Source organism: Acidovorax sp. Q11, from assembly GCF_054950075.1.
Window position 1 is genome coordinate 15,467 of the sequence record NZ_JBUDZG010000037.1, and the last position, 18,950, is coordinate 34,416.

Annotated in this window: 16 protein-coding genes; 9 read left to right on the forward strand and 7 right to left on the reverse strand. The window is 66.7% G+C overall.

The features are described 5' to 3' along the window. The first annotated feature begins 9 nt into the window (after nt 1-9). Together ACYZGB_RS20385 and ACYZGB_RS20390 are read left to right on the forward strand one after the other, a co-directional pair. Nucleotides 10-1,224, forward strand: coding sequence for a CaiB/BaiF CoA transferase family protein (locus tag ACYZGB_RS20385; RefSeq protein WP_462390661.1), 1,215 nt, complete (start codon nt 10-12; stop codon nt 1,222-1,224). A gap of 81 nt (nt 1,225-1,305) precedes the next feature. Further along, a complete protein-coding gene (locus tag ACYZGB_RS20390; RefSeq protein WP_462390663.1) occupies nt 1,306-2,343 on the forward strand; it encodes a tripartite tricarboxylate transporter substrate binding protein in 1,038 nt (345 codons plus the stop codon). A 150-nt stretch (nt 2,344-2,493) separates the two neighbouring features. Here ACYZGB_RS20390 and ACYZGB_RS20395 read toward each other — a convergent pair whose 3' ends face one another. The 4 genes from ACYZGB_RS20395 to dnaG all read right to left on the reverse strand — a co-directional run bounded on the left by ACYZGB_RS20395 (nt 2,494) and on the right by dnaG (nt 10,288). After that, a complete protein-coding gene (locus ACYZGB_RS20395) occupies nt 2,494-4,113 on the reverse strand; it encodes a methyl-accepting chemotaxis protein (RefSeq protein ID WP_462390664.1) in 1,620 nt (539 codons plus the stop codon). A 162-nt stretch (nt 4,114-4,275) separates the two neighbouring features. Next, nucleotides 4,276-5,313, reverse strand: coding sequence for a Bug family tripartite tricarboxylate transporter substrate binding protein (locus ACYZGB_RS20400; protein ID WP_462390666.1), 1,038 nt, complete (start codon nt 5,311-5,313; stop codon nt 4,276-4,278). Nucleotides 5,314-5,579: 266 nt separating this feature from the next. Next, nucleotides 5,580-7,958, reverse strand: a complete 2,379-nt coding sequence (rpoD, locus tag ACYZGB_RS20405) for an RNA polymerase sigma factor RpoD (RefSeq protein WP_462390668.1) — start codon at nt 7,956-7,958, stop codon at nt 5,580-5,582. A 278-nt stretch (nt 7,959-8,236) separates the two neighbouring features. After that, nucleotides 8,237-10,288, reverse strand: a complete 2,052-nt coding sequence (dnaG, locus tag ACYZGB_RS20410) for a DNA primase (protein WP_462390669.1) — start codon at nt 10,286-10,288, stop codon at nt 8,237-8,239. Nucleotides 10,289-10,356: 68 nt separating this feature from the next. Here dnaG and ACYZGB_RS20415 point away from each other — a divergent pair, with 68 nt between their 5' ends. The 4 genes from ACYZGB_RS20415 (at nt 10,357) to ACYZGB_RS20430 (ending at nt 14,891) form a co-directional block, all read left to right on the forward strand. Beyond that, nucleotides 10,357-11,442: an ABC transporter substrate-binding protein gene (locus ACYZGB_RS20415; protein ID WP_462390670.1), complete on the forward strand. Its 1,086-nt coding sequence runs from the start codon at nt 10,357-10,359 to the stop codon at nt 11,440-11,442. Nucleotides 11,443-11,460: 18 nt separating this feature from the next. Continuing rightward, a complete protein-coding gene (locus tag ACYZGB_RS20420; protein ID WP_462390672.1) occupies nt 11,461-11,994 on the forward strand; it encodes a hypothetical protein in 534 nt (177 codons plus the stop codon). A 9-nt stretch (nt 11,995-12,003) separates the two neighbouring features. Continuing rightward, complete coding sequence (locus tag ACYZGB_RS20425) at nt 12,004-13,128, forward strand: diguanylate cyclase domain-containing protein (RefSeq protein ID WP_462390673.1); 1,125 nt, start codon at nt 12,004-12,006, stop codon at nt 13,126-13,128. 116 nt (nt 13,129-13,244) lie between these two features. After that, on the forward strand, nt 13,245-14,891 hold the full coding sequence (locus tag ACYZGB_RS20430; RefSeq protein WP_462390674.1) for an acyl-CoA synthetase: 1,647 nt from the start codon (nt 13,245-13,247) through the stop codon (nt 14,889-14,891). An 11-nt stretch (nt 14,892-14,902) separates the two neighbouring features. On the opposite strand, the gene ACYZGB_RS20435 is transcribed toward ACYZGB_RS20430, so the two are convergent. Together ACYZGB_RS20435 and ACYZGB_RS20440 are read right to left on the reverse strand one after the other, a co-directional pair. Then, the gene (locus tag ACYZGB_RS20435; RefSeq protein WP_462390676.1) at nt 14,903-15,166 is read right to left on the reverse strand and encodes a hypothetical protein; all 264 of its coding nucleotides are present in this window, start codon (nt 15,164-15,166) and stop codon (nt 14,903-14,905) included. A 151-nt stretch (nt 15,167-15,317) separates the two neighbouring features. After that, on the reverse strand, nt 15,318-16,217 hold the full coding sequence (locus tag ACYZGB_RS20440) for an AraC family transcriptional regulator (RefSeq protein ID WP_462390678.1): 900 nt from the start codon (nt 16,215-16,217) through the stop codon (nt 15,318-15,320). Between the two features lie 151 nt (nt 16,218-16,368). Between ACYZGB_RS20440 and ACYZGB_RS20445 the strand changes: the two genes are divergently transcribed. The 3 genes from ACYZGB_RS20445 to ACYZGB_RS20455 all read left to right on the forward strand — a co-directional run bounded on the left by ACYZGB_RS20445 (nt 16,369) and on the right by ACYZGB_RS20455 (nt 18,589). After that, nucleotides 16,369-16,932: a carboxymuconolactone decarboxylase family protein gene (locus ACYZGB_RS20445; RefSeq protein ID WP_462390680.1), complete on the forward strand. Its 564-nt coding sequence runs from the start codon at nt 16,369-16,371 to the stop codon at nt 16,930-16,932. Between the two features lie 165 nt (nt 16,933-17,097). After that, nucleotides 17,098-17,736, forward strand: a complete 639-nt coding sequence (locus ACYZGB_RS20450) for a pyridoxamine 5'-phosphate oxidase family protein (protein WP_462390682.1) — start codon at nt 17,098-17,100, stop codon at nt 17,734-17,736. 97 nt (nt 17,737-17,833) lie between these two features. Then, nucleotides 17,834-18,589 carry a sulfite exporter TauE/SafE family protein gene (locus ACYZGB_RS20455; RefSeq protein WP_462390683.1) on the forward strand — a complete coding sequence of 252 codons (756 nt, stop codon included), beginning with the start codon at nt 17,834-17,836 and terminating at the stop codon, nt 18,587-18,589. Between the two features lie 27 nt (nt 18,590-18,616). Here ACYZGB_RS20455 and ACYZGB_RS20460 read toward each other — a convergent pair whose 3' ends face one another. Then, the gene (locus ACYZGB_RS20460; protein WP_462390684.1) at nt 18,617-18,745 is read right to left on the reverse strand and encodes a hypothetical protein; all 129 of its coding nucleotides are present in this window, start codon (nt 18,743-18,745) and stop codon (nt 18,617-18,619) included. Nucleotides 18,746-18,950 lie beyond the last annotated feature (205 nt).

An 18,950-nucleotide genomic window follows, 5' to 3' on the forward strand; every position in this document is an offset into this window, starting at 1 on the left:
TCTCCGCACATGAACGACACACAACCCACCCCATCGTCCCCCCGCCTGCCGCTCGAAGGCCTGCGCGTGGTGGAGTTCACCCACATGGTCATGGGCCCCACCTGCGGCATGGTGCTGGCCGACCTGGGGGCCGAGGTCATCAAGGTCGAGCCGGTGGACGGCGACCGCACACGCCACCTGCTGGGCGCGGGCGCGGGCTTCTTCCCCATGTTCAACCGCAACAAGAAGAGCATCGCGCTCGACCTGCGCAGCCCCGAGGGCCTGGCGGCGGCGCGCAAGCTCGCGGCATCGGCCGACGTGGTGGCGCAGAACTTCAAGCCCGGTGTGATGACCAAATATGGCCTCGACTATGCAGCGCTGAGCCAACTCAACCCCCGCCTCATCTACGTGAACCACACGGGTTTTCTGCCCGGCCCGTATGAGCACCGCACCGCGCTCGACGAGGTGGTGCAAATGATGGGCGGCCTGGCCTACATGACCGGCCGCCCCGGCGACCCGCTGCGCGCGGGCAGCAGCGTGAACGACATCATGGGCGGCATGTTTGGCGCCATTGGTGCCATGGCGGCGCTGATGCAGCGCGGCATTACCGGGCGCGGGCAAGAGGTGGACTCGGCCCTGTTCGAGAACAACGTCTTCCTGGTTGGCCAGCACATGATGCAGTACGCCGTCACCGGCCAACCCGCCGCCCCTATGCCCGACCGCATTTCGTCCTGGGCCGTGTACGACGTGTTCAGCGTGAAGGACGGCGGGCAGATCTTTTTGGCCGCCGTGAGCGATGCGCAGTGGCAGACCTTCTGCGACGCCATGGGCTATGCCGACCTGAAGGCCGACACCGGCCTGGCCACCAACAACGACCGCGTGCGCGCCCGCCCCACGCTGATGCCCGTGCTGCGCGAGCGGCTGGCGCAGCACACGGCCGATGAACTGGCGGCCGTCTTCGAGCGCCACGGCCTTCCGTTTGCACCCATCCGCCGGCCCGAAGAGCTGTTTGGCGACCCGCACCTGAAAGCCACCGGTGGCCTGGCCGACATCACGCTGCCCGACGGCGAGCGCGCGGGCCAGACGGCGCAGATCACGCTGATGCCGCTGCGTCTGGATGGCCAGCGCCTCGATGTGCGCTGCGACCCGCCGCGCCTGGGCCAGCACACGGCCGAGCTGCTGCAGAGCCTGGGCTACAGGGCCGATGAGGTGGCGGCGTTGCACGCGGCCGGGGCCATCGCCTGATTTTTTGAAACCATCCCCGGGCACAGCGATGTGGCGCAGACCACCGCCCAGGGTTCCCTGACCACGACCGGAGACAAACCCATGCCACGCAACACCACCGCCCCCGCTTTACCCCACGACACGCCTGCCGCCCGCAGCGTGCTCACACGCCGCCAGGCCCTCGCCACCGGCGCGGCCGCGCTGGGCGCCGCCGCCTGGGGCCTGCCCCGCCTGGCCCGTGCCCAGGGCGATGGCAAGCCGCTGCGCGTGATCCTGCCGCTGTCGGCGGGCTCGGGGGCCGACGGCGCCATCCGTGCCATCAGCACCAGCCTGGCCAAGGCGCTGGGCCAGCCCGTGGTCATCGAGAACCTGCCGGGCGCGGGCGGCATAACCGGCACCACGCAGATCGTGCGGGCGCCCAAGGACGGCTCGGTGATCGGCGTGGTGTCCAACAACCACGTGGTCAACCCCAGTGTGTACAAAAACATTCCGTTCGACTCGCTCACCGACATCACGCCCATCACCATCATTGGCGCCACGCCCTTCGTGCTGGTGGCCCACCCCTCGGTGCCCGCCAAGACGGTGCAAGAGCTGGTTGCGCTGGCCAAGGCGAAACCGGGCGTGCTCAACTACGGCTCGTCGGGCAACGGCACCATCCTGCACCTGGGCGCGGCGATGTTTGTGGACCAGGCGCAGCTCGACATCAAACACATCCCCTACCGGGGCATGGGCCCGCTGATGAACGACATCCTGGGCGGTCAGGTGCAGCTGGGGGTGGTGGCGGTGGCGCCTGCTGCGGCGCACATCAAGTCGGGTGCGCTGCGCGCCTTGGGTGTGACCACGGCCAGCCGCGTGTCCATGCTGCCCGGCGTGCCCACCATTGCCGAACAAGGCCTGCCGGGCTACGAGCTGGACGGCTGGATCGCCCCTGTGGCGCCTGCGGGCCTGCCCAAGGCCGAGCTGGCCCGTCTGTACAACGGCTTCAAGGCCGCCATGGACATGCCCGAGGCGCGCGATGCACTGCTTGCTCAGGGCTACGAGATCAAGCTCACGCCGCCCGAGCCCGCCGCCGCCTTCTTCCGCACCGAAGCCGCGCGCATGGCGCAGGTGGTGAAGAACGCCCACGTGAAGATTGACTGATGGCGGGCCGGTTGCGGGTGGGGCAGGGCGTGACCTGTCAGGCCCCCTGGCCGTCTGCCAGGCCGCTCGGAACCAAAAGTTTGAAGCTTTTTAGGGCGTTACCGCGCTATGGGTAAGCCTTTATAGCTACTATTTTGATAGTAATTTGCGTCAGGCGTGTGGTGCGGGCAGCGCATGGTGCTGCTGCTGAGAACGCTGTGGGTGCGGTTGGTGCGATTGATGTGGCTGGTGCCGCAGGCGGAACACCGCCACGGCATCCACCATCTGGCGGGCCTGGCCGCTCAGGCTGCCAGCGGCGGCCGCGCTTTCTTCCACCAGGGCGGCGTTCTGTTGTGTCACGTCGTCCATGCGCACAATGGCCTGTGTCACGCGCTGCATGTCCGAGGTTTGCGCGGCGCTGGCCTGGCTGATTTCTTCCATCAAACTGCTCACCTCGCGGATGGACGCCACGACCTCGGTCATGGTGGTGCCCGCGTCCCGCGCCAGGTCCGAGCCCGCCTGCACACGCTCCACGCTGGTCTGGATCAGGGCCTTGATCTCGCGCGCCGCCCCGGCGCTGCGCGTGGCCAGGTTGCGCACTTCGCTGGCCACCACGGCAAAACCCCGGCCCTGTTCGCCCGCACGCGCTGCCTCCACCGCTGCGTTCAGCGCGAGGATGTTGGTCTGAAAGGCGATGCCGTCGATCACGCCAATGATGTCGGCAATGCGGCGCGAACTCTCCTGGATGCCCTGCACCACCTCCACCATCTGCGTAACCACATCGCCGCCGCGCTGCGCCACGGTGGCGTCGCTCTTGGCCAGTTCGTTGGCGCGTTGCGCGTTCGAGGCGTTCTGCTGCACCGTGGCCTGCAGCTGCTGCATGGACGAAGCGGTTTCGTCCAGCGATGAGGCCTGCTCTTCGGTGCGCATGCTCAGGTCGGCATTGCCCTGGGCAATTTCGGCACTGGCGCTGGCCACGCCCTCGGCGTTGCTGCGCACACCGGCCACCACGGTCTCCAGGTTGTCCTGCATGGCGCGCAGGGCTTCGAGCAGCCGGGCCGGTTCGTCGCGGCCTTCCACGCGGATGCTGGTGGTGAGGTCACCCGCAGCCACCTTGTGGGCCAGCGACACCGCTACGCCCAGCGGGCGCACCACCGAGCGGGTGAGCAGCCAGCCCGCGCAGGCGCCCAGGGCGGTCACCAGCGCCAGCGCCACCAGGCTGCTGACCAGCGCGTGCCTTGCGTCCTGTGCTGCCTGCTGGGCAATGGCAGCGCTGCTGGCCGCCACCTGCTGGCTCAGCTCGGTGAGCAGCTTGGCCGGGCCCTGGTCGATGTCGGCCACATCGGCATCCCCGGCCGATGGCACAAAGCCCAGCGACTGGAACACCTCAAAGCCCTTGCGGTAGCCCTGGGCCATCTGCGCGTGGGCCTGGGTGAACTTTTGCAGCGCGGCCTTTTCCTGCGCGTCGCTCAGCTGGGGCTCCAGCGCCTTGGCGGCGTCGGCCACCCGTTTTTCGCTGGCCTGGAAGGCGTTCCAGTGCAGCTCGCGCTTGCGCGAGTCTTCGCCACGCAGCAGGGTGTTCTTCCACTCCAGCACCTGGGTCTTGAACTCACTTTCCATGCGGCTCACGGCGCGCTCCTGCGCCACCCGCCCGAGCACCGTGGTGTCGTAGGTGCCCAGCGTGTGGTACAGCGTGGCGATGCCGAACAGTGCGGCGCCCAGCAACAGGGCCAATACCAGGCCCAAGGCCGTAGCCATGCGTGCGCCGATGGAGTGGTTGGACATTTTCATAGGTCAGCTCCGAGAATCAATGGGGCACTCGCCCGGGCATCGCATCGTCTGCAGCCGTAGCAACTGGCGCGGCCAGCGCCCGTGGCCGCCGCGCAAGGGCCACCCTGCCGCACGGGCGGCATCCCCCCCGCCCGGGGGGAAGCGCGAAGCGGCGCATGGGCTTCACGCTTTCAGTTTCAGCAGGTAGACCATCACACGGGCGGTGGTGAGGTCCAGCTCCATAAACTCTGCCAAATCCTTGCCGGTGAGCCAAGAGGGTTCCCACCGGTTCTGCTTGAGTGTGCGCGTCCAGGATTCGTGGTGGGTGGCGGCCTCGACGGCGGTCAGCATTTCGGTGGCGCGTGCGGGCGCCACGCCCTTGCCGGTGAACACGCCGCGCCAGTTGGCCATGACGGCGTCCAGCCCCTGTTCGCGGAACGCAGGCAGGCCGAACGCGCTGCGGCGCGACGAGACGCCGATGGCCCGCAGCTTGCCCGATGCAATCGCGTCGCTGAACTCGCTGTAGCCCGACAGGCCCACGGCCGCGTTGCCTGACATCAGGGCCTCGACCACATCGGCCCCGCCTGGAAACGGTTTGTAGACCAGTTCCTCGGGTTTGGCCTTGGCGGCGCGCGCCAGCACGCCTGCAAAGATATGGTCCACCCCTCCGGCAGAGCCACCGGCCACGGGCACTGCCTTCAGGTCTGCGCGCATGGCATCGGTCAGGTCCTTGGTGGTCTTGATGGGCGATTTGGCCGCCACCGCCGCCACCAGGTAGTCACTGGTCAGGCGCGCCAGGGGCTGTATCTGGCTCATGTCCACTGCAGGTTTTTGCAGCGCCACGGCGCCCACCATCACCATGCCACCCATGAACAGGGTGTTGGCATCGTTGCCGTATATTTCAGCGTACTTGGCCAGCCCAATGGTGCCGCCCTTGCCGCCGATGTTTTCGTATTCCACCTGGTCGGCCGCGCCCGCACCCACCAGCGCCGCACCCAGCGCGCGGCCGGTCTGGTCCCAGCCGCCACCCGGGTTGGCGGGGATCACGATGCGCAGCGTGCCTGCCAGTTTGGGCGCCTTGGGTGGTGCGCCGCGCGCGGCAGCGCCTGCGGCGGCCGCCTGGGCCCAGGCGGATGTGGCAAACGAGGTACCGAGTGCGCCGATGGCGCCCGTGGCGGTAGCGCGGGCAAGGATCTGGCGGCGGTTGAAGGAGGTCGTCATACGGTCTTGAGCAAAAAAAGGGGGGAAGCAGATCGTTGGGTCGGCCTGTGCACATTGCGACAGGAGATTGCCAAACTGCATGGCAGTCTCCTTCAGCCGTGTGGCAATGGTCATCATCCAAGCTGTCAGTCTGCTGTCGGTGGCATGGGGGTAAACGTGGGGGCACACCGTGGGCAGGCGCAAAAAAACGCCCTGCGCCGCAGTTGCGGGGCAGGGCGTCGGGGCCGGGGCAGGCCGCAGTGCGGCCAACGGTGCCAGGTGCTGGCTTACAGCGAGTCGATGAAGCTGCGCAGCTTGTCCGAACGCGAAGGGTGCTTGAGTTTGCGCAGCGCCTTGGCTTCGATCTGGCGAATGCGCTCGCGCGTCACGTCGAACTGCTTGCCCACTTCTTCCAGCGTGTGGTCGCTGGTCATCTCGATACCGAAGCGCATGCGCAGCACCTTGGCTTCGCGGGGGGTCAGGCCATCGAGGATGTCCTTGACCACGTCGCGCAGGCCGGCCTGCATGGCAGCTTCGATGGGCGCGGTGTTGGCGCCGTCCTCGATGAAGTCGCCCAGGTGGCTGTCGTCGTCGTCCCCGATCGGCGTTTCCATCGAGATCGGCTCCTTGGCGATCTTCATGATCTTGCGGATCTTGTCCTCGGGGATTTCCATCTTGGCCGCCAGGATGGACGCATCGGGCTCAAAGCCAAACTCTTGCAAGTGCTGGCGGCTGATGCGGTTCATCTTGTTGATCGTCTCGATCATGTGCACCGGGATACGGATGGTGCGCGCCTGGTCGGCGATCGAGCGGGTGATGGCCTGGCGAATCCACCACGTGGCGTACGTCGAGAACTTGTAGCCCCGGCGGTATTCGAACTTGTCCACCGCCTTCATCAGGCCGATGTTGCCTTCCTGGATCAGGTCGAGGAACTGCAGGCCTCGGTTGGTGTACTTCTTGGCAATCGAGATCACGAGGCGCAGGTTGGCCTCGATCATTTCCTTCTTGGCATCGCGCGAGGTGGCTTCACCTTCGTTCATGCGCTTGTTGATGCCTTTGAGCTCGGCCAGCGGCACGACCACGCGCGACTGCAGGTCCATCAGCTTTTGCTGCAGGTCCTGGATGGGCGGGATGTTGCGCGCAATCACGGCCGACCAGGGCTTGCCCGCAGCGGCCTGCTTCTCGACCCACTGCAGGTTCAGCAGGTTGGGCGGGAAGTCCTTGATGAAGGTCTCCTGGGGCATGCCGCACTTGTCCACGATGATGCGGCGCAGCTCGCGCTCCTTCTTGCGCACGTCGTCCACCTGGCCGCGCACCATGTCGCACAGCTTCTCGATGGTCTTGGCGGTGAAGCGGATGGTCATCAGCTCGGCCGACAAAGCGGCTTGCGCTTTGACGTACGCAGGCGTGCCGTAGCCTTCCTTGTCGTACACCTTGTGCACTTTTTCGAACAGCTCGCGCAGCTTGTCGAAGCGCTCCAGCGCCTGCTTCTTGAGTTCTTCGAGCTTCTTGGTCAGCGCCTTGGAGCCGCCCTTGCCGTCGTCATCGTCGGCTTCATCGAATTCGTCGAAGTCTTCTTCGGCCACATAGTCGTCGGCCTCGTTGGGGTTGGAGAAGCCGTCCACGATGGTCGAGATGACAACCTTGCCTTCGCGGATTTCCTCGCCCATGTTGAGGATCTCGGCGATGGTGGCGGGCGATGCGCTGATCGCCTCCATCATGGCCATCAGACCGCCTTCGATGCGCTTGGCAATTTCGATTTCGCCTTCGCGGGTCAGCAGCTCCACCGTGCCCATTTCGCGCATATACATGCGAACCGGGTCGGTGGTGCGGCCGAATTCCGAGTCCACGGTGGACAGCGCGGCTTCGGCGGCTTCTTCGGCTTCTTCTTCGGTGGCGCCAGCGGGTGCGTTGTCCGTGATGATCAGCGCTTCGGCGTCAGGCGTCTGCTCGTACACCGCCACGCCCAGGTCGTTCAGGGTGGTGATGACGGCTTCGAGGGTTTCGGCATCGACCAGCTTGTCGGGCAAGTGGTCGTTGATTTCAACGTGCGTGAGGTAGCCGCGTGTCTTGCCCAGCTTGATCAGGGCTTTGAGGCGCTGGCGGCGCTTTTGCATGTCTTCTTCGGACAGGACGGTTTCGTCCAGGCCGAATTCCTTCATCAAGGCGCGTTCCTTGGCCTTGCTGATCTTCATGCGCAGCGGCTTGACCTTTTCGACCGTGGCGGCCGCTTCCGGGGTCTCCTCGACTTCGCCTTCCAGGTCCGATTCGATGTCGGACAGGTCGGTGTCGTCGCCACCTTCGTCACCGGCGGCGGCAGCCTTGGGCTTGCGGCCACGCTTGGCGGGTGCCTTGGCTTCGGCGGTGTCAGCGGCCTTGGCGGGGCGGCCAGGGCGCTTCTTCGGGGTTTCTTCTTCGTCGGCGGCAGCGGCGACAGCCTTGGCGCGGGCAGGTTTCTTCTTCAGCAGCTCATCGGCGGCTTTGATCAGCTCGGCGGTACTTTTCACGGACACGGTTTTGACTTTCTTGGCTGCTGGAGCGGGCGCGGCGGCGGCTGGCTTTTTGGCCGCAGCCTTCGCGGGTGCTTTGGCAGCAGGGGTGGGAACAGCCTTTGCGGCAGTGCCTGGAGCGGACTTGGGCGGCTTCGCGTACTTTTGAGCGGGCATGGAACAACCTCAGAATCAAAAACGGACACACAAAGAAATCGCAAGCGCCACAGATCCCGGCGCGGGTGGCGGTGCAAAGCTGAACGGTCTTCGCACTTCGAGGGGAGGCCCTCAGCGGCAAGATGTCTGGGCGATCATTTGGTGTGCAGTCCTTGCGATAAGTGGGCCCATCAGCGCATAGGTGCGCGTTTGTCACGGTGGCCCGGCTCGGAGGTGCTGCTGTCGCTCTTGCCTAACCCTACATCATACCATTTGACTTGATTTCAAGCCGCAAGAACCTATACGCCCAACAAAATCTTGCGTTTTTGCTCCAGAGCCCGGTAGCGCTCCAGGGCTGAGGGGTCCTGGGCGGCTTGCAGCATCAGCAGCTTTTGTTGCTCTGCGATGTCCTCGATCAGCATGCGGTTCAGCAAATCGCGCAGCTCCAGCCGGAGTTCGGCCAGCTCGCCCTCGGTCTGGGCATGGGCGCCAGTCATCACCTTCACCGCCAGGTCCTCGCACTCGTGGTCGCGCAGGCTCTCGCGCAGCACGGCCCAGGCCAGGGGGCCGTGTTCGTGGAACTGCGCCTCCAGCCAGGTGAACAGCGGGCCGTGGGGCGAGGGCTGGGCGCACAGCGCGGCATGGTCGTCGTGGGTCAGTTCTTCGAGAAACGCCATGTGCGACAGCAGCAGCCGCGCGGCATGGTCGGCCCGGCCCATGGCGGGCGTGCGGGGCAGGCGCGGCTGGGGCGGCCAGGGGGCGTCCTTGTCGCGCTTGCTCCATTTGCCGTTGCTGCCCTTTTTCCAGTCGCCACCGCCACTGTTCTTGCGGAACGGGGGCTTGCCGCCGCCATACCCGCCAGCGCCCGGGGCCTCGTAGCCGCTGGATGTGCTCCCGCCACCCACGTATTCGGGCTCGTGGTGGGGCTGCCAGCCGTCCAGGTCGGGGGGCGGCATGTCGCCCCAGGGGGGCTCATCGGCATAGGGGTTGGCGGCTGAGACCTGGGGGCGCGGTGCCGGGGCGGGGGCGCGCGCTGGCTCACGGGCGCCGCCACCAGGGTTCCACAGTTCCGACAGGTCACGCGCGTCGAGCTGGGTGAGTTCGGCCAGCTCGCCCAGCAGCTGGCGCTTGAGCACGCCGTCGGGCAGGGCCGTCCACAGCGGACGGGCGTTGCTCGCCATGTGGGCGCGGCCCTCGGCGGTGGTCAGGTCGCAGCCCTCGCTGGCCGATTCAACCAGAAAGCGGCTCAGCGGCACGGCGTTGCCCACATGCTGGGCAAAGGCGTCGGTGCCGTTGGCGCGGATGAAGCTGTCCGGGTCGTGCTCGGCGGGCAGGAACAGAAACTTGATGCTGCGCGTATCCGTGGCATGGGGCAGGGCGCCATCGAGCGCCTTGCGCGCGGCGCGGCGGCCCGCATTGTCGCCGTCGAAGCTGAACACCACCGCATCCGTAAAACGCAGCAGCTTGTGCACATGTTCGGGCGTGCAGGCCGTGCCCAGTGTGGCCACGGCGTTCGGAAAGCCGAGCTGCGCCAGCGCCACCACGTCCATGTAGCCTTCGGTGACCAGGGCATAGCCGTGCTCGCGGATGGCGGTGCGGGCCTCGAACAGGCCATACAGCTCGCGCCCCTTGTGGAACACCGGGGTTTCGGGCGAGTTGAGGTACTTGGGTTTGTCGTCGCCCAGCACCCGGCCGCCAAAGCCGATGCATTCGCCCTTGACGTTGCGGATGGGGAACATCACCCGGTCGCGAAACCGGTCGTAGCGCTTGTCCTGGCCTTCTTCGCCCACGATGACCAGGCCACTTTCTTCGAGCAGCGGGTCGTCGTAGCGGGGGAACACGCTGGCCAGGCTGCGCCAGCCCTCGGGCGCATAGCCCAGCCCGTAGCGCTTGGCCACCGTGCCCGACACGCCCCGGCCCTTGAAGTAGCCAATGGCGCGCTGCGACTCGCGCAGGTGGCGGCGGTAGGCATCAGCGGCTTTTTCGAGCACGTCGCTCAGCGTGGCCTGCTTCTGGCGGGCGGCGGCTGCGCGTTCGCGCTCCTGGGGTGAGATGTCGTCGTCGGGCACCTGCAGGCCCACGCCCTGGGCCAGGTCCTGCACGGCTTCTACAAAACCCATGCCCGCGTGGTCCATCAAAAAGCTGATGGCGTTGCCGTTTTTGCCGCAGCCAAAGCAGTGATAGAACTGTTTGGCAGGGCTGACGCTGAAAGATGGCGACTTTTCCCCGTGAAAAGGGCACAGTCCCATGAAATTGGCCCCACCCTTCTTCAGTTGAACGTAGCGGCCCACGATGTCGACTACATCGACACGGGCAAGCAGTTCCTGAATGAAAGACTGAGGGATCGTCACGCGGTGTATTGTCCGCGTAAACTGTTTGTTACCAGTTATTACAAAGCGGGGCTTTCGGCATGGTGTGCATGGCGTGGCAGCAAGCAGCAGGCACTGGTGCGCATCAGATGCGGCGCCGCAGTGCGGCGGCAGCGTTGCTGGCAGCAGGCCTGGGGACAGTGCTGCCTGGCCCGGCGCAAGCCGCCACGGTGCTGCGCGTGCTGGCCTGGCCGGGGTATGCCGACGCCGATTTTGTGGCGGGGTTCGAGAAGCGCCACGGGGCCAAGGTCGAGATCACTACCGTTGCCTCCGACGACATCCTGCGTGCCAAGCTGGCCAGCCCGGACGGCCCCGGTTTTGATCTCGTCGCCGCAAACACCGCCGAAATTGCGCGCCTGGCGGGCCAGAAGATGCTGACACCGTTGCCCGTGAGCAACATTCCCAACACGGCGCGCCAGTTGCCGCGTTTTCGGCAGCTGCAGTCCATCGCAGGCATCACCGCAGGGGGCGAGGTGTATGCCATGCCCTTCACCTATTCCGAGATGGGGCTGGTCTACGACCGCCAGCAGTTCAGCACACCCCCGGAGTCGATTGCCGTGCTGTGGGACCCGCGCTGGCAGGGCAAGGTGCTGGCGTTTGATGGCAGCAGCCACGGGTTTTCGCTGGCCGCCATGTACCGGGGGCTGGCGCCGTTTCGCATCGATCCCGACCGCTTCAGCCTGCTGGCCAAGGATTTGGTGGCCCTGCGCCGCAACGTGCGCTCGTTTTACAGCCTGCCCGAGGAGTCGGTGGAGCTGTTCCGCAAACACAAGGTGGCCGTGATGCACGCCAACTACGGCCAGCAGCAGCTCAAACAGCTGCGTGATGCGGGGCTGGACGTGGGCTATGTGGTGCCCAAAGAGGGTGCGCTGGCCTGGCTGGACTGCTGGGCCATCACCCGCCGATCCACCCAGGTGGCCCTGGCCACGGAGTGGATCAATTACATGCTCGACCCGGCGCTGAGCCGCGAATTCACCCGGCGCCAGGGCCTGGCCAACACGCTGGAGGAGCCGCCTGCGCTGTCGGGGGATGTGCCCATGGGCCCCATCGTCTGGCTGGAGCCGGTGGAAGACGAAACCCGGCGCGCGCAGTTGTGGCAGCGCATTGTGGCGGGCGACAGCCCGGCGAGGTTCTGACGCATGGGCATGCCGCGCATGACATGGGGTATTGCACTGCGCCTGGGGGTGCTGCTGGCCTCGTTCAGCGTGTTTGCGGCCATCCTGGCGGGCTACTACACCTTTGATTCGAGCCGCGACCGCCTGCAGGGGCGGGCCGAACGCGCGTTGATGGCCACCACGCAGGTGCTGGCGCGCCACATGCAGGCCGGGTTTGGCACGGTGGCGCGGGACGCCTCCTTCCTGGCCGCCGTGGCGGCGCAAGAGTCTGACCACAGTCGCCTGGCTGAAACCTTCCGCGCCAGCCTGGCCGCGCACCCCAGCTATCTGCAGATCCGCTTCATCAGCGCCCAAGACTATGGCCTGGAGCTGGTGCGCATCGACCGCCAGGGCGGGGTGCCGGTGCGGATTGCCGACGAAGCGCTGCAGGAGAAGGCCCATTTCCCGTTCGTGTTCGAAGCCCTGGCGCTGTCGGCGGGAGATGTTTATGTGTCCGAATTCGGCATCAACCACGGGGGCTCCCCGGGCGAAGAAGCGGTGCCGGTGTTCAACATGGCATCGCCGGTGGTGTAGGGCGGCCAGGTGCAGGGGGTGGTGGTGGTGCGCGTGGCGGCCGAGCCGTTCTTGCGCAACTTCGATGCCGCGCTGCCAACGCCCTATGGTTTTTACCTCAGCAACCGCTGGGGCGACTTCCTGGTGCACCCTGACACCACCCAGACCTTTGGTTTTGACCGGGGCCAGCGCATCCTGATCCAGGACAGCTTTGCGCCGGTGGCGGCGCTGGTCGAGGGGCGTGCCCAGGAGGCCGTGCTCAGCCGGCCTGGCACTGCTGATGACGAAGCGCGCGTGTTCTCGTTTGTGCGCATGCCTTTTGGCGGCGATGAAGAAGGGCGCTTCATGGTGGTGGGACTCTCGCAGCCCCTGGCTGCCGTGCAGGGCGAGGTGCTGGACCTGGGGCGCAGCATCCTCAAGATCCTGCTGGTGCTCAGCCTGGTGGGCGTGGTGCTGGCGGCGGGCGTGTCGCGTGTGGTCACGCAGCCGCTGCAGGCCATGGTGGCGGCCGCGCAGGCGTTTTCGCGGGGGCAGACGCATGGGGCGCTGCCCGTGCACCGCAAGGACGAGGTGGGCGACCTGGCCCGCAGCTTCCACGACATGGAGCAGCAGATCAGCCGCCAGATCACCGAGTTGAACGCCAGCCGCGACGCCATGGCCCACCTGGCGCACCACGATGCACTCACCGGCCTGCCCAACCGCCGCATGTTCGAGCAGCGCCTGGCGCAGGCGCTTGAACTCTCGCGCCGCAGCGGCCGCAGCGGCCGCGACTGCGCCCTGCTGTTTGTGGACCTGGACGACTTCAAGGCCATCAATGACACGCGCGGCCACGCCGTGGGCGACCTGGTGCTGCAGGCCGTGGCCCGGGTCATCCTGGGCGCCGTGCGGCAGGCCGACACCGTGGCCCGGCTGGCGGGCGACGAGTTCACCGTGCTGTGTGAAAACGTGGATTCGGAAGAAGCTGCGCTGCAGATCGTGGCCAAGCTGGAGCAGGCCTTTGCACCTCCGCTGGACATCGAAGGCCAGCCTTTCCCGGTGCGCGCCAGCATTGGCGTGAGCCTGTTCCCGCGCGACGCCCAGAACGCGCACACGCTGCTGGCCAGCCCCTACGCGGCCATGTATCGTGTCAAGCAAAGCCACCGCCCCAGGGGATGAGGCTGCGCCCCGGCGCTTGCCTGGCACGCCGCGTTCATGTTGCCTTCGTGTCAGTCTGCGGCGCTAGGCTGCGCAACGTTCACTTCACGCCTAGGTTCACCTCCACGCACCCACCCATGACCTCCATCTTCGACCAGCACCTGCCCCGCACCGAAGCCAACTTCGCGCCCCTGTCGCCCCTGTCGTTCATCGAGCGCACGGCCGAGGTCTACCCCGACCGCCTGGCCATCGTGCACGGCAGCCTGCGCCAGACCTGGGCCCAGACCTACGCGCGCTGCCGCCAGCTGGCCAACGCACTGGTCCAGGTCGGCATCGGCAAAAACGACACTGTGGCCGTGATGCTGCCCAACACCCCGCCCATGGTGGAGGCGCACTTTGGCGTGCCCATGGCAGGCGCGGTGCTCAACGCCCTCAACACCCGACTGGACCCGGAGGCCACCGCCTTCATGCTCGACCACGGCGAGGCCAAGGCCGTGATCGTGGACCCGGAATTCAGCGGCACCATGGCCAAGGCGCTGGCCCTGCGCACGGGCACCACGCCCATCCGCGTGATCGAGGTGCAGGACGCGCTCTACGGCCCCGCCGTGCAAAGCCTGGGCGGCACCGACTACGAGGCCTTTGTGGCCAGCGGCGACCCAGCCTTTGCCTGGAGCCTGCCCGCCGATGAGTGGGATGCGATTGCACTCAACTACACATCCGGCACCACCGGCAACCCCAAGGGCGTGGTCTACCACCACCGGGGCGCAGCCAGCAACGCCATCAGCAACGTGCTGGAGTGGGACATGCCCAAACACGCCGTGTACCTATGGACGCTGCCCATGTTCCACTGCAACGGCTGGTGTTTTCCGTGGACCGTCGCGGCGCGCGCAGGCGTCAACGTGTGCCTGCGCCGCGTGGACGCGCAGGCCATCTTCGACGCGATCCGCCACCACGGTGTCACCCACTACTGCGGCGCGCCCATCGTGCACGGCCTGCTGGTCAATGCGCCCGATGCGATGAAGGCGGGCGTGCCTGCCGGGGTCAAGGCCATGGTAGCGGGTGCGGCCCCCCCGGCCTCGATGATTGAAGGCATGGAAAAGATGGGCTTTGACCTGACCCATGTGTATGGCCTGACCGAGGTCTACGGCCCCGCCACCGTGTGCGCCAAACACGAAGCCTGGGACGCGCTCGACATCGGTGAACGCGCCCGCCTCAACGCCCGCCAGGGCGTGCGCTACCACCTGGAACGCGACGTGCGCGTGCTGAACCCCGAGACCATGCAGCCCGTGCCGCAGGACGGCGAAACCATGGGCGAGATCATGTTCAAGGGCAACATCGCCATGAAGGGCTACCTGAAGAACCCCAAGGCGACGGAAGAAGCGTTTGCAGGCGGCTGGTTCCACAGTGGCGACCTGGCCGTGCAGTACCCCGACGGCTACATCAAGATCAAGGACCGCAGCAAGGACATCATCATCTCGGGCGGCGAGAACATCTCGTCCATCGAGGTCGAAGACGTGCTCTACCGCCACCCCGACGTGCTGGCCGCCGCCGTGGTGGCCAAGCCCGATGCGAAGTGGGGCGAGACGCCCTGCGCGTTTGTGGAGCTGAAGGCCGGTGCACAGACCACGCCCGAAGACATCGTGGCGCACTGCAAGAAGCACCTAGCGGGCTTCAAGGTGCCACGCGCCGTGGTGTTTGGCGAGCTGCCCAAGACAAGCACCGGCAAGATCCAGAAGTTCGAGCTGCGCAAGCTGGCGGGCTCGGCGGCGGCCATCGACGTGTGAGCCTGCGTGGTTCAGGCAAAGCCGCAGGCCAAAGTCTGCCGACCGCCGTCCAGGGTGTATTCGGACTTCCAGTAGTGCCGGTCCTCTATGGCGGTGAAAGTCATGCCCGGCGCCAGCGGGTAGGCCGTGGCGAAGGGGCGGCGCAGGATGATGAGCAGCTCGCAATGGGGCGGCCAGTCCGCCACTTCGTCGATGACGTTGCCCCGCGCCAGCTCTGCGTCGAGGATCATGCGCAGCGGGGCGGCCAGGGTTGCGGGAATGGGGTGGCGGGTCATCGAGGGTTGTCTGCTATGAATTAATTGCTATATTTTTTATGGCTTTATGGGCTTGCCAGTCGCGCGCAAACGGCCATTTTTGCTTCATTTTTTCGGTTGTATCCGCTGACATCCGGCGGTGCCTAGGGTTTGGCGCCTGGTCCGCAGGTCATCATGCCTCTCCCGTCAGGCCCGCTGTCTCTCGCCAGGCCCGCACCGACACCCCCAGCTTCTGCGCAAACACCCGCGACAGCGCCGACGGGTTGGCATAGCCCAGCTCGTTGGCAATCGACTTCAGCGACCGGCCGCCGCGCAAATGTGCCTGCGCCAGCGTCAGCCGCCAGTGCACTAGGTAGTCGGCCGGGGTCTCGCCCACCACGGCCTTGAAGCGGGCGGCAAACGCGCTGCGCGACAGGCCTGCCTGCTGCGCCATTTGCTCCAGGCTCCAGGCCTGGCCGGGCGCCTCGTGCAGGGCCGTGAGGGTGCGCGACAGGTGCGGGTCGGCCAGGCCGGTCAGCAGGCCGGGGGGCATCTGCGCCTGCTGCGGGTGGTCCAGCAGCCAGCGCAGCAGCTGCAGCAGCACCACCTCAAACAAACGGTCGGCCAGCACGCGGTGGCCGCAGCGCAGACGGTCGGTTTCGGCAAACAGCAAGTCCAGCGACTGCTGCAGCCCGTCCACCGCGCCCAGCGGCAGCACCACCAGCGGGGGCAGGGCGCGGGCCAGCGGGTGGCTGGCACCGCCATCAAAGTCCAGCGCGGCACAGGTGAAGTCCGAGCCCTCGGTGGGCGCGTTGTGAAAGAAGTGCTCCAACGGCCGGGCATAGAACAGCAGGCTGGGCTCGCACACCTCCAGCCGCTCGGGCGGGCCCGCCTGGGGCTGGTGTGTGACCACCATCTCGCCTCGGCGCAACACATGCAAAAAGCCCCGGCCCGGCGCCGCTGCAAAGTGCGTCACGCCACACAGCGGCCCGTTGTGGAACAGGTGCGCCCGCACCCGAAACCGCTCCAGCAGCGGCGACAAGCGATCCAGCGGCGCGGGGGGCGGTGCGGGCTGTGGTTGGTCGGTGGGCATGGTTTTGGATGAATTGGTATGAATGATGGATTTTTTGTGCCAAATGGTACTCCTTGGCGCAAGACACTGCAGGGGTGCTGTGCATCAGCAGTACCCGGCGCCCCACCCGGAGCCGGATCTCCAACGTTTCACCACCTGCAAGGAAATCACCATGTCCGACCATTCCTCCACCGCCCGCGTTTCTTTGGTAGACCGCACCGCCGCCAGCGGCCCGGCGCGTGCGCTGCTGGACCAGATCCACGGCGCGTTTGGCACCACGCCCAACATGTTCCGCGCCGTGGCCAACTCGCCTGCCGCGCTGCAAAGCATGTGGGCCGCCTTTGGCGCGCTGGGCGGCGGCGTGGTGGGCGCGGCCCTGGGCGAGCAGATCGCCGTGGCTGTGGCCAACCGCAATGCCTGCGACTACTGCCTGGCCGCTCACACCGCGCTGGGCCGCAAGGCGGGCGTGAGCGGCGACGCGCTGGCCGCCGCGCAGTCGGGCGAATCTGCCGACCCGCGCACGGCGGCCGTGCTGCGTTTTGCGCTGCAGTTGGTCAACCAGCGCGGCCAGGTTGATGCGGCCGATGTGCAGGCGCTGCGCGATCAGGGTTTGAGCGACGAGCACATCGTTGAAGTCGTGGCCCACGTAGCGCTGAATCTGTTCACCAACTACGTGAATGTGGCGCTGGCCGTGCCGGTGGACTTCCCAGGCGTCAAGCTGCGCCCGGCGCGTTGACCGGCGGGGCCGGGGCCTCTCACCATTGGCGCCAGGCGCCCGCGTGGCATGTGGCAGATGCGCTGTAGCCCCTGTCACGCAGGCAGACCACAATGACGTCGGACCACGCGGCGCACCCACCGCGTCCCGGCCCGCCCCGCCATCCCAACGAAAGACGCCAACGCAATGACCGAGGCCCCCGCACCGACCGACCCCCACGCCATCAACACGCTGCAGCACCTGGAGGCGCTGCTCGGCCAGCCCAGCGACGCATCGCTCAGCAAAGAGGTGCCCTACATCCACCCCGCCTACCGCGCCATGATCGAGGCCGCGCCCTTTGCGGTGCTGGCCACCACCGGCCCCGGCGGGCTCGACGCATCGCCGCGTGGCGACCCGCCCGGTTTTGTGCAGCTGCTGGACGACAGAACCCTGCTGCTGCCCGAGCGGCGCGGCAACAACCGGGCCGACAGCCTGCGCAACATCGTGGCCGACCCGCGCGTGGCGCTGCTGTTCCTCATCCCCGGCGTGGGCGAAACCCTGCGCGTCAACGGCCGCGCTCGCATCAGCGTGGCGCCCGATCTGCTCGCCCGCTTCGTGGTCAACGGCCAGCCGCCCAAGTGCGTGATCGTGGTCGATGTGGAAACCGTCTTCTTCCAGTGCGCCCGCGCCATCCAGCGCTCGCAACTCTGGAGCACCGTGCCCCCCGGCACCCCGCGCCCCGTGCCCACACCGGGCGCCATCCTTGCGGCCATCACGCAGGGCCAGTTTGATGGCGCCACCTACGACCGCGACCTGCCTGCGCGCCAGCAGGCTACGTTGTATTGAGCCTTGCGCGGCCCCGCTGCAGTGGCCTCGCTGCCTGCGCACACAATGGCACCAGGGCGCTGCCAGCACAGCGTGCAACCAACGCAGAGGGAGAGGCATGGATTCCGTTTTGTTGATCGTGGCGGTCGGCGCCGTCGCCGCAGGCTTTGTGCAAGGCCTGTCGGGCTTTGGCTTTGGCATGGTCGCCATGTCGTTCTGGGCCTGGAGCCTGGAGCCGCGCCTGGCGGCGGTGCTCACGGTGTGTGGCGCACTCACCGGCCAGCTGGTGGCCGCCGCCACCGTGCGCCGGGGCTTTGACCGCGTGCGCCTGCTGCCCTTTGTGCTGGGCGGCCTGGCAGGCATCCCCCTCGGCGTGGCCGTGCTGCCCCGCCTGGACATGGACGCCTTCAAGCTGGTGCTGGGCACCCTGCTGGTGCTGTGGTGCCCCGCCATGCTCATGGCCAAACAACTCCCCCGCATTACCCGGGGCGGCCGCGTGGCCGATGCGGTGGTGGGTTTGGCGGGTGGCGTGATGGGCGGCCTGGGCGGCTTCACCGGCGTGCTGCCCACCCTGTGGTGCACCCTGCGCGGTCTCGACAAAGACGTGCAGCGCGCCATCATCCAGAACTTCAACCTGGCGATGCTGCTGGTGACCTTTGCCACCTACCTCGCCACCGGCCTGGTCACCCGCGAGGCCCTGCCCCTGCTGGCCATCGTGGTGCCCGCCATGCTCGTGCCGACGCTGCTGGGCGCCAAGCTGTACCACGGTATCAGCGAGGCGAGGTTCCGGCAGATTGTGTTGGGGATGTTGACGCTGTCGGGGGTGGCGATGCTGGTGGCCAGTGTGCCGAGGGTAGTGGCGAGGTGGTTTTGAGGGCTTGTCTATTGATAGCTGATGGGCCTATGTACGAGCGTTGAAGTGCTTGATCATGTAGACCCCCGTGCAGGGATGCAGGGATGCAGTGGCTCGGTTGATCTGAACTGCAAAAATGTTCTTGGCGAGATCGATGCCAACAGTCAGAATCGTCATGGACTTCCCCTTCCGAATGAGTTGATGAGAGAATGCACCTCCCATCGGGGCACCCAGTTGCAGTTTGCCGCAATGCGGCTAGGGTCTGTTGAGAATCATTTCAGCCGAGCACGGGGATATGGTGCAATAGGCAGATGAGCATTCGATGGGTACTGACAGACGCACAATGGGCAAAGATGGAGCCCCACGGCCTTGGCAAGCCAAG